Genomic DNA, 7874 nt, shown 5'->3' on the forward strand with positions numbered 1-7874 from the left:
GGTCGGCAGGTGGAAGACGGCGTTCGAGTGGCCCCCGAGTCGCGCGGGCCTCCGGGGGTAGGGGCACGAGGTGAGCTACGTGAACCCCGGCGGGGGGTACACCCGCGACAGCCGCTACATCACCAGCCGGATCACCGCCGACGGGCGGGACGGCTTCCCCGTGGAGCCGGGCCGGTACCGCCTGGTGGTCAGCCGGGCCTGCCCCTGGGCCGGCCGGGCGGTCATCGTACGGCGGCTCCTCGGGCTGGAGGACGCCCTGTCCATGGCCGTCGCGGGCCCGACGCACGACGAGCGCAGCTGGACGTTCGACCTGGACCCCGGCGGCCGTGACAGCGTGCTGGGCATCCAGCGGCTCGAGGACGCCTACCTCGCCCGTGACCCCGGCTACGACCGAGGTGTCACGGTGCCGGCGATCGTGGACGTGCCGACCGGGAAGGTGGTGACCAACGACGTCCCGCAGATCACCCTCGACCTGTCGACGCAGTGGAAGCCGTACCACCGCGAAGGCGCTCCGGCGCTCTACCCGGAAGCGCTGCGCGCCGAGATCGACGCGGTGAACGAGGCGGTCTACCGGGACGTGAACAACGGCGTCTACCGCGCGGGGTTCGCCGGGTCCCAGGAGGCGTACACCGAGGCGTTCTCCCGTCTGTTCGCCCGTCTCGACCGGCTCTCGGAGCGGCTCGAGACCTCCCGGTACCTCGTCGGCGACACGATCACCGAGGCGGACGTACGCCTCTTCACCACGCTCGTCCGCTTCGACGCCGTCTACCACGGTCACTTCAAGTGCAACCGGGAGAAGCTGTCCGAGATGCCCGTCCTGTGGGCCTACGCGCGGGACCTCTTCCAGACGCCCGGATTCGGTGACACGGTCGACTTCGACCACATCAAGCGGCACTACTACCTGGTCCACCGGGACATCAACCCGACCGGGATCGTGCCGGCGGGCCCGGACCTGTCGGGCTGGCTCACCCCGCACGGCCGTGCGGCACTGGGCGGCCGGCCGTTCGGCGACGGCACCCCGCCCGCCCGGCCCGCGGCCGGGGAAGCGGTACCACCGGGCCACACCCCGCTGGGCGACTGAGCCCCGCGTCCCGCGCGGCGGGGTGAGTCGTGTCTCATCGAGCTGCGCCGCTTGTGTATGCAACTCGTTGCATACGAAGATCGGGGCATGGCACTCGAACACGCGATCCTCGTGTCGCTGCTGGAGAAGCCGGGCTCCGGCTATGAGCTGGCCCGGCGGTTCGAGCGGTCCATCGGCTACTTCTGGACCGCCACCCACCAGCAGATCTACCGCGTGCTCAAGCGCATGGAGGCCGAGGGCTGGGTGGACGTCCGGGAGGTGCCGCAGCAGGGCCGCCCGGACAAGAAGGAGTACTCCGTCGGCCCCCTCGGACGGGACGCCCTGTCCCAGTGGCTGCACGAGCCGATCGAACCCGAAAGTGTCCGCCACGACCTCGCCGTGAAGATCCGCGGCGCGGCTTTCGACGACCCGGCCGCGCTGATCCGCGAGGTCGAGCGGCACCACCAGGCGCACACCGACCGGCTCGCCCGGTATCTCGCCGGAGAGCTGCGGGACTTCACGGGAGCGCACGCCCCAGGGCCCACCGGGACGCCCGACGCGGGGCGGGAGCTCCAGCACGTGGTGCTGCGCGGAGGCATCGCGTACGAGCGGATGACGCTCGCCTGGCTCGACGACGTACTCGCCACGCTCCGCCGGCTCGGCCCGACCGAGCGCTGAGCAGGCCGGGGCGAGCCGCCCCGCGCACCCTCATCGCCCGCACCTCCACACCCATCGAAACCGACTCGACTCGATTCGACCTGACCCGATTCGACGTGACCCGACGCCGGAAAGGCGGACAACCATGACCGACCCGCTGCTGTTCAACCCCCGTACGTACGACCCGGCCCACTTCGACCCCGAGACCCGCCGGCTGCTGCGCGCCACCGTCGACTGGTTCGAGGACCGCGGCAAGCGCCGGCTGATCGAGGACTACCGTTCCCGTGCCTGGCTGGGCGACTTCCTCGCGTTCGCCGCCAAGGAAGGGCTGTTCGCGACCTTCCTCACCCCCGCCTCCGCCGCCGGCGAGGAGGGCGACAAGCGCTGGGACACCGCCCGGATCGCCGCCCTCAACGAGATCTTCGGCTTCTACGGGCTCGACTACTGGTACGCCTGGCAGGTGACCATCCTCGGCCTGGGGCCGGTGTGGCAGAGCGACAACGCCGCCGCCCGTGCCCGCGCCGCCGAACTCCTCTCCCAGGGCGAGGTGTTCGCCTTCGGCCTCTCCGAGAAGGCCCACGGCGCCGACATCTACTCCACCGACATGCTTCTGGAGCCCGACGGCCAGGGCGGTTTCCGTGCCACCGGTTCCAAGTACTACATCGGCAACGGCAACGCCGCCGGACTCGTCTCCGTCTTCGGCCGCCGCACCGACGTCGAAGGACCGGACGGATACGTCTTCTTCGCCGCAGACAGCCGCCACCCGGCCTACCACCTGGTGAAGAACGTCGTCGACTCGTCGAAGTACGTCAGCGAGTTCCGCCTCGAGGACTACCCCGTGGGGCCCGAGGACGTCCTGCACACCGGCCGCGCCGCCTTCGACGCCGCACTCAACACCGTCAACGTCGGCAAGTTCAACCTCTGCACCGCCTCGATCGGCATCTGCGAGCACGCGATGTACGAGGCCGTCACCCACGCGCACCAGCGGATCCTCTACGGCCGTCCCGTCACCGCCTTCCCGCACGTGCGCCGCGAGCTGACCGACGCGTACGTCCGCCTCGTCGGCATGAAGCTGTTCAGCGACCGCGCCGTCGACTACTTCCGCTCCGCCGGCCCCGACGACCGCCGCTACCTGCTCTTCAACCCGATGACGAAGATGAAGGTGACCACGGAGGGCGAGAAGGTCATCGATCTGATGTGGGACGTCATCGCGGCCAAGGGCTTCGAGAAGGACAACTACTTCGCGCAGGCCGCGATCGAGATCCGGGGACTGCCCAAGCTGGAGGGCACGGTCCACGTCAACCTCGCGCTCATCCTGAAGTTCATGCGCAATCACCTGCTGAACCCGGCCGAGTACGCGCCCGTGCCCACCCGGCTCGACGCGGCCGACGACGCCTTCCTGTTCCAGCAGGGACCGGCCCGCGGCCTGGGCTCCGTACGTTTCCACGACTGGCGCACCGCCTACGACGCGTACGCCGAGGTCCCCAACGTCGGCCGCTTCCGCGAGCAGGCGGACGCCCTGTGCGAGTTCGTCACCACGGCAGCGCCCGACGAGGAGCAGAGCCGGGACCTCGACCTTCTCCTCGCGGTCGGCCAGCTCTTCGCGCTCGTCGTCCACGGCCAGCTGATCCTGGAGCAGGCGCGTCTGACCGGACTGGACGCGGACGTGCTGGACGAGCTGTTCGCCGTCCTCGTACGCGACTTCTCCTCGCACGCCGTCGAGCTCCACGGCAAGGACTCCGCCACCGCGGAGCAGCAGCGCTGGGCCCTGGACGCGGTCCGGCGTCCCGTCGTCGACGAGGCCCGCTCGGGCCGCGTGTGGGAGCGCGTCGAGGCGCTGGCCGGGGCGTACGAGATGGCGCGGTGACCACCGTGTGACCGCGCCGTCCCAGGCCCGGGCCGGTACGGCCGGGCCTGGGCGGGCGGTCATTGAAGGACGGCTCCCGACCGCATGGCCAGGAAGTTGGCCTTGTACGCGTCGTGCGCCGCCGCACCGGCCACGCGGATGAGGGCCTCGTCGTTCTCCCTCAAGGACGAGACGTCCAGGTTGTGCGAGCCGGTGAAGGTCCACTTCGTGTCCGGGTGGCCCGCGTAGTTGCCCTCGATGAGAAGGTACTTCGAGTGGACGAAGTAGCCGTCGGCGTCGAGGTGGTAGGGCTTGATCCGAGGATGCCCCTGCAGTGTCGCGAGGTCGTTGGAATCCTTGTAGACGACCTCGATCCAGCAGTCCTGGTCGGCGAGGGAGCGCAGCTTGGCGGCGATCGCGTCCCGGTGCAGGGCCCAGGCGGCGATCCTCACGATGGTCTTGTGGGAGGCCGTGCCGACGACCGTGTTCCCCGTGCAGGTGACGTTGTCGAGGAACCCGAGCACGATGTCGCCGCTCTGCTGCGGGAAGAAGTAGTACTTGGCGTCACCGGCCTCGCCCTGCCGGTAGTAGTCGCTCGTCTTGCTCATGGCGGCGAGATCGTTGAAGTAGCCGGTGTAGGCCGTGTACAGGGCGGTGTTGCCGACGACGGTGTACGCGTTGTTCCACTGCCGGGTGGTGGCGGAGGCCGTCTGGTTGGCGGAACTCTGGATCACCACGTCCTCGGCGACTCCCGCGTCGCCGACGCGGGAGAAGGTGAAGAACTTGTTGTGGTTGATCGGATTGGTGCCGCCCGTCGCTATGCAGGCGCCACCGCTGGTGCACACGCGGACCCAGGAGGGCTGAGTCCTGTCGGTGCCCAGGGCGTTGATCAGGTTCTGCGCGGGCGCCGGGTTCGGAGCCTCGACGGACTTGTGGTCCAGGACGACACGTACGTTGACGCCCCGGCCGTGCGCCGCCACGAGAGCGTCGGTGTAGTCCTGGTCCTGCATGACGTAGAGGGCGGCCCGCAGCGTGCGTCCGCCCTGGGTGTCGTTGATCGCCCCGATGATGTGGTCCTTGACGGCGTTCTGTTCGGCCACCGTCCCCTTCGGGTTGTTGAAGACGGCGCCGGTGACGACCGGCGGAGCCTCCTCCGCGGCGGCGGGCGCGATCGCGGAGAGCACAAGGGTGAGGGCGACCGACACGGTCGCCCAGAAGCGCTGACGGATGATTCCTCCTCGGCCTGATGGGTGGCATGAGCCTGCCACGCGGCGCGACGGCGAGCGAGGCAGGGGTGCCCACCGGAACGCCGACGGCGGCGACCCGCACGAGGGGGGCCGGTCATCGACCCGAGAGGAGGCCCCCGGTCCGGCGGCCCGCACGAGCTCCCGGACCGGCGTCGCCGGCACGTTGGCCCGCACGACGAGGCCCCGGACCCGCGGTCACCGGCCCGTGGGCCCATGCCTCAGGTGCCGGGAGCGGTGACCACGGTGGACACCCGCCGGCCGTGCAGTCCGACGAGCAGCGTCAGGACGCAGGCGAGCAGCACCAGCGCCACCAGGGCGGGGACCAGGCCCACCAGCGGGCCGGCCGCCACACAGCACACCCCGCCAACGGCGAGGGCCGTCGGCCGGCGGCCGGTCGTGCGCAGCACGATCGCGGCCGCGCCCAGCAGGAACACCCCGACGCCCCCGGTCAACGACCAGGCCACCACCCCGTGCAGCGGCTCGGCGAGGCCGTAGTGTCCCGTGTCGGCGACCTGCTGGAGGACCTTCTTCATCCCGAGGGCGCAGAGCACGACGCCCGCGACCAGCGGCAGGTGCAGGAACGTGTACACGTCCCGGGCGAACCGGGTGCGCTCGTCGCCGCCGAGGCGGCGGAGCCCGTGCTCGGCCGCCTCCCCGAGCTGCCGGAAGTACAGCCGCCACAGCGCCGCCGCGAGCAGCAGCCCGGCGGCCGCGGCGCCGAGGACCGCCGCGGTGAGCGGGAAGCCGGACACCCCCGTCCCCATGGCGATGATCGACTCACCGAGCGCGATCATCACGATCAGGCCGTGACGCTCGGCGAAGTGCGCGGGGGCGTTGACCCGCCAGCCGGACGACCCGGTGACATAGATCCCGCCGTAGTCCACGACCACGGCCCCCAGCCACAGGGCGAGCTGAACCGTGCCGCTGTACGCGCTCCCGATGAGCAGCAGCACCAGCGGCGGCAGCACGGACGCCAGCGCGGTGCGCCGCAGCGTGGCCCGCAGCACCGCGTCCCCCGGGCTGGAGAGCCGGTACGCGACCAGATGCAGGACGCGCACGGCGCCGTAACAGAGCACGAACAGCAGCGGGACCGACAGACCTCCGGGGGCGTCCGCGAAGACCTGGCGGACGGCGAGCGACACGATCAGGACCACGGTCATGACGGTGACCAGCACCGCGAACAGGGCGCCGGAGTCGGCCCGTACGACATTTCCCAGCCAGGCGAAGCAGCACCAGCACCACCACAGCAGCGCGAGGACGACCATCGCGCCGACCACCCGCACGGGCGAGGGAGCGGCCGCCATCAGGGCGGTGACCTGAGTGATCGCGTAGACGAACACCAGGTCGAAGAAGAGCTCCGCGGGTGTCACCCTGTGGTCGTCCCCGGTCGCCACCATCCGCGCCCGTTCCCTGCCCCACGCCATGTGAGTCCCCCCTGCCGGAGGCGGCCCCCCGGCCGCCCGGCGCGAAGAATACCCACGCCCGCCGTGCGTGTCCGACACCCGCCCCCGACCGCCCGGGCCCCATTTGGCAGACTGCGCCTCTCTCGGCGGGAAGCGCCGGAAGTACACCGAGGAGCGGCAGCGTTGAGCGTCACCATCGAAGGACGGATAGACCTCGCGGGACCGGTGGGCAAACTGCTCCACCGGCGCCCGCTGAAGAACGGCACGGTCATGCAGGCGTTCGGCTTCGACCCTGTGTCGGGCGACATCTTCGTCACCCAGCTGATGGGGGGCGGGATCCAGCTTCCCGGTGAGCCCGCGCCCCTCGATTACGCCGTCCGCAACGAGCACGGCGACCTGTGCGTCACCCGGCTGAACCGGTCCGGCGCGATCACCGGACACATGTATCTGCGCGGCTTCGGCCACGGCGTCAACTTCGGCATGGAGAACCGGGCCGGGGTCGTCCGCCTGTGGACCGAGACCGCGTCCAAGCCCAACGGCAAGAAGCAGGGCTTCGGTACGGCGGTCACCCACTTCGAGTTCCGATCGGGCACGGTCCTCGACCACGGCTCCTCGCTCCACGCCGCGCCGTACTCGCCCGCGCCCGGCGCAGAGTTCGTCACCTGCACGATCGACCGCAGCGCCGACGAACTCGTCGTCCGCTTCACCGTCGACGACAAGAACTACTTCGAGCGGTACGACCTGGCCAAGGCGTCTGCCGGCGTATGGGAGCCGATCCAGCGCATCCCGCACCCCGACCAGAACGGCTGGTTCCAGGGCTACACCTCCCACGACGGCGTCCTGTACATGCTCTCGGGCATGCCCATCGACCCCGTCCACTATCCCGAGAACCCGCCGCCGGGCAACACCTACCTGACGGCCGTCGACTGGGCCACCGGCGCCATCCTGGACCAGCGGCTGTGCGTGGCCGCGCCCGGCCTGTCCTTCCGCGAGCCCGAGGGCATGACCGTCGCGCTGCGCGACGGGGTGCCGCACCTCTACTTCGGCTTCGCCGGCGAGCTGGAAGGCCCGCGCACCTGCACCATCATGTTCCTGTCCGGGGCCCCGGAGATCGACGGTGTGAAGGTCCTCACCGACTGGCAGCCGCTCACCCTGGCCGCCGGTGTCACCGCCGACCAGAACGCTCCCAAGGGCCGGCTGATCGGTATCGCCGGCACCACGACCCTCCAGCTCAGCGGAGGCGTCAAGGGCTCCTTCGCCACCGACACCGTCATCGCCACGCTGCCCGACTCACTGACCCCGACCATGACCGCGCGCGCCACCGTGCCCCGCAACAACACCAGCGGCGTGTGCGTCGCCCGCGTCGAGGCGAGCACGGACCGCCAGCTGCGGGTCTACGGCGGGAGCGGCGACAACGTCATCACCTGGGCGCAGCTGGACAGCTTCAGTGCCGTCTGGCGCTGACACCACCGCCGCCTCTTCTCTTCCCCTGTCTTCTCACGCTTCGTCAAGGAGTCGATCGACCATGTCCCAGAACCGCCGCAGCCTGCTCGGTGCCGCTCTCGCCCTTCCCGCCGCCCTGACCGTGGGGAGCCTGGTCACCGCCGCTCCGGCCCGGGCCGGCCCCCGGGCCGGGCTCGGCGGGGGTGTGGGCGCCCCCG

At 70.7% G+C, this 7874-nt stretch carries 6 protein-coding genes; 4 read left to right on the top strand and 2 right to left on the bottom strand.

The genetic code is table 11. The features are described from left to right. The first annotated feature begins 70 nt into the window (after nt 1-70). The 3 genes from ABZY12_RS13580 to ABZY12_RS13590 all read left to right on the top strand — a co-directional run bounded on the left by ABZY12_RS13580 (nt 71) and on the right by ABZY12_RS13590 (nt 3584). Nucleotides 71-1081 carry a glutathione S-transferase C-terminal domain-containing protein gene (locus ABZY12_RS13580; RefSeq protein WP_356889609.1) on the top strand — a complete coding sequence of 337 codons (1011 nt, stop codon included), beginning with the start codon at nt 71-73 and terminating at the stop codon, nt 1079-1081. Between the two features lie 87 nt (nt 1082-1168). Then, nucleotides 1169-1738, top strand: a complete 570-nt coding sequence (locus ABZY12_RS13585; protein ID WP_356889611.1) for a PadR family transcriptional regulator — start codon at nt 1169-1171, stop codon at nt 1736-1738. A 124-nt stretch (nt 1739-1862) separates the two neighbouring features. Continuing rightward, entirely contained in the window at nt 1863-3584 is a 1722-nt protein-coding gene (locus tag ABZY12_RS13590; RefSeq protein WP_356889613.1) for an acyl-CoA dehydrogenase family protein, read from the top strand. 59 nt (nt 3585-3643) lie between these two features. Here ABZY12_RS13590 and ABZY12_RS13595 read toward each other — a convergent pair whose 3' ends face one another. Continuing rightward, nucleotides 3644-4768 carry a phospholipase D-like domain-containing protein gene (locus ABZY12_RS13595; protein ID WP_356889615.1) on the bottom strand — a complete coding sequence of 375 codons (1125 nt, stop codon included), beginning with the start codon at nt 4766-4768 and terminating at the stop codon, nt 3644-3646. A gap of 260 nt (nt 4769-5028) precedes the next feature. Further along, nucleotides 5029-6234 (bottom strand): low temperature requirement protein A, encoded by a 1206-nt coding sequence (locus ABZY12_RS13600; RefSeq protein ID WP_356889617.1) that lies wholly within the window; start codon nt 6232-6234, stop codon nt 5029-5031. Between the two features lie 162 nt (nt 6235-6396). Here ABZY12_RS13600 and ABZY12_RS13605 point away from each other — a divergent pair, with 162 nt between their 5' ends. Beyond that, complete coding sequence (locus ABZY12_RS13605; protein ID WP_356889619.1) at nt 6397-7677, top strand: hypothetical protein; 1281 nt, start codon at nt 6397-6399, stop codon at nt 7675-7677. Nucleotides 7678-7874: the final 197 nt, after the last annotated feature.

It is taken from the genome of Streptomyces sp. NPDC006551, assembly GCF_040611675.1.
Lineage (GTDB): Bacteria > Actinomycetota > Actinomycetes > Streptomycetales > Streptomycetaceae > Streptomyces.

Coding starts and splice junctions, on each gene's coding strand:
- ABZY12_RS13585 (WP_356889611.1), top strand. CDS start 1,169: ATGGCACTCGAACACGCGATCCTCGTGTCGCTGCTGGAGAAGCCGGGC.
- ABZY12_RS13600 (WP_356889617.1), bottom strand. CDS start 6,234: ATGGCGTGGGGCAGGGAACGGGCGCGGATGGTGGCGACCGGGGACGAC.
- ABZY12_RS13590 (WP_356889613.1), top strand. CDS start 1,863: ATGACCGACCCGCTGCTGTTCAACCCCCGTACGTACGACCCGGCCCAC.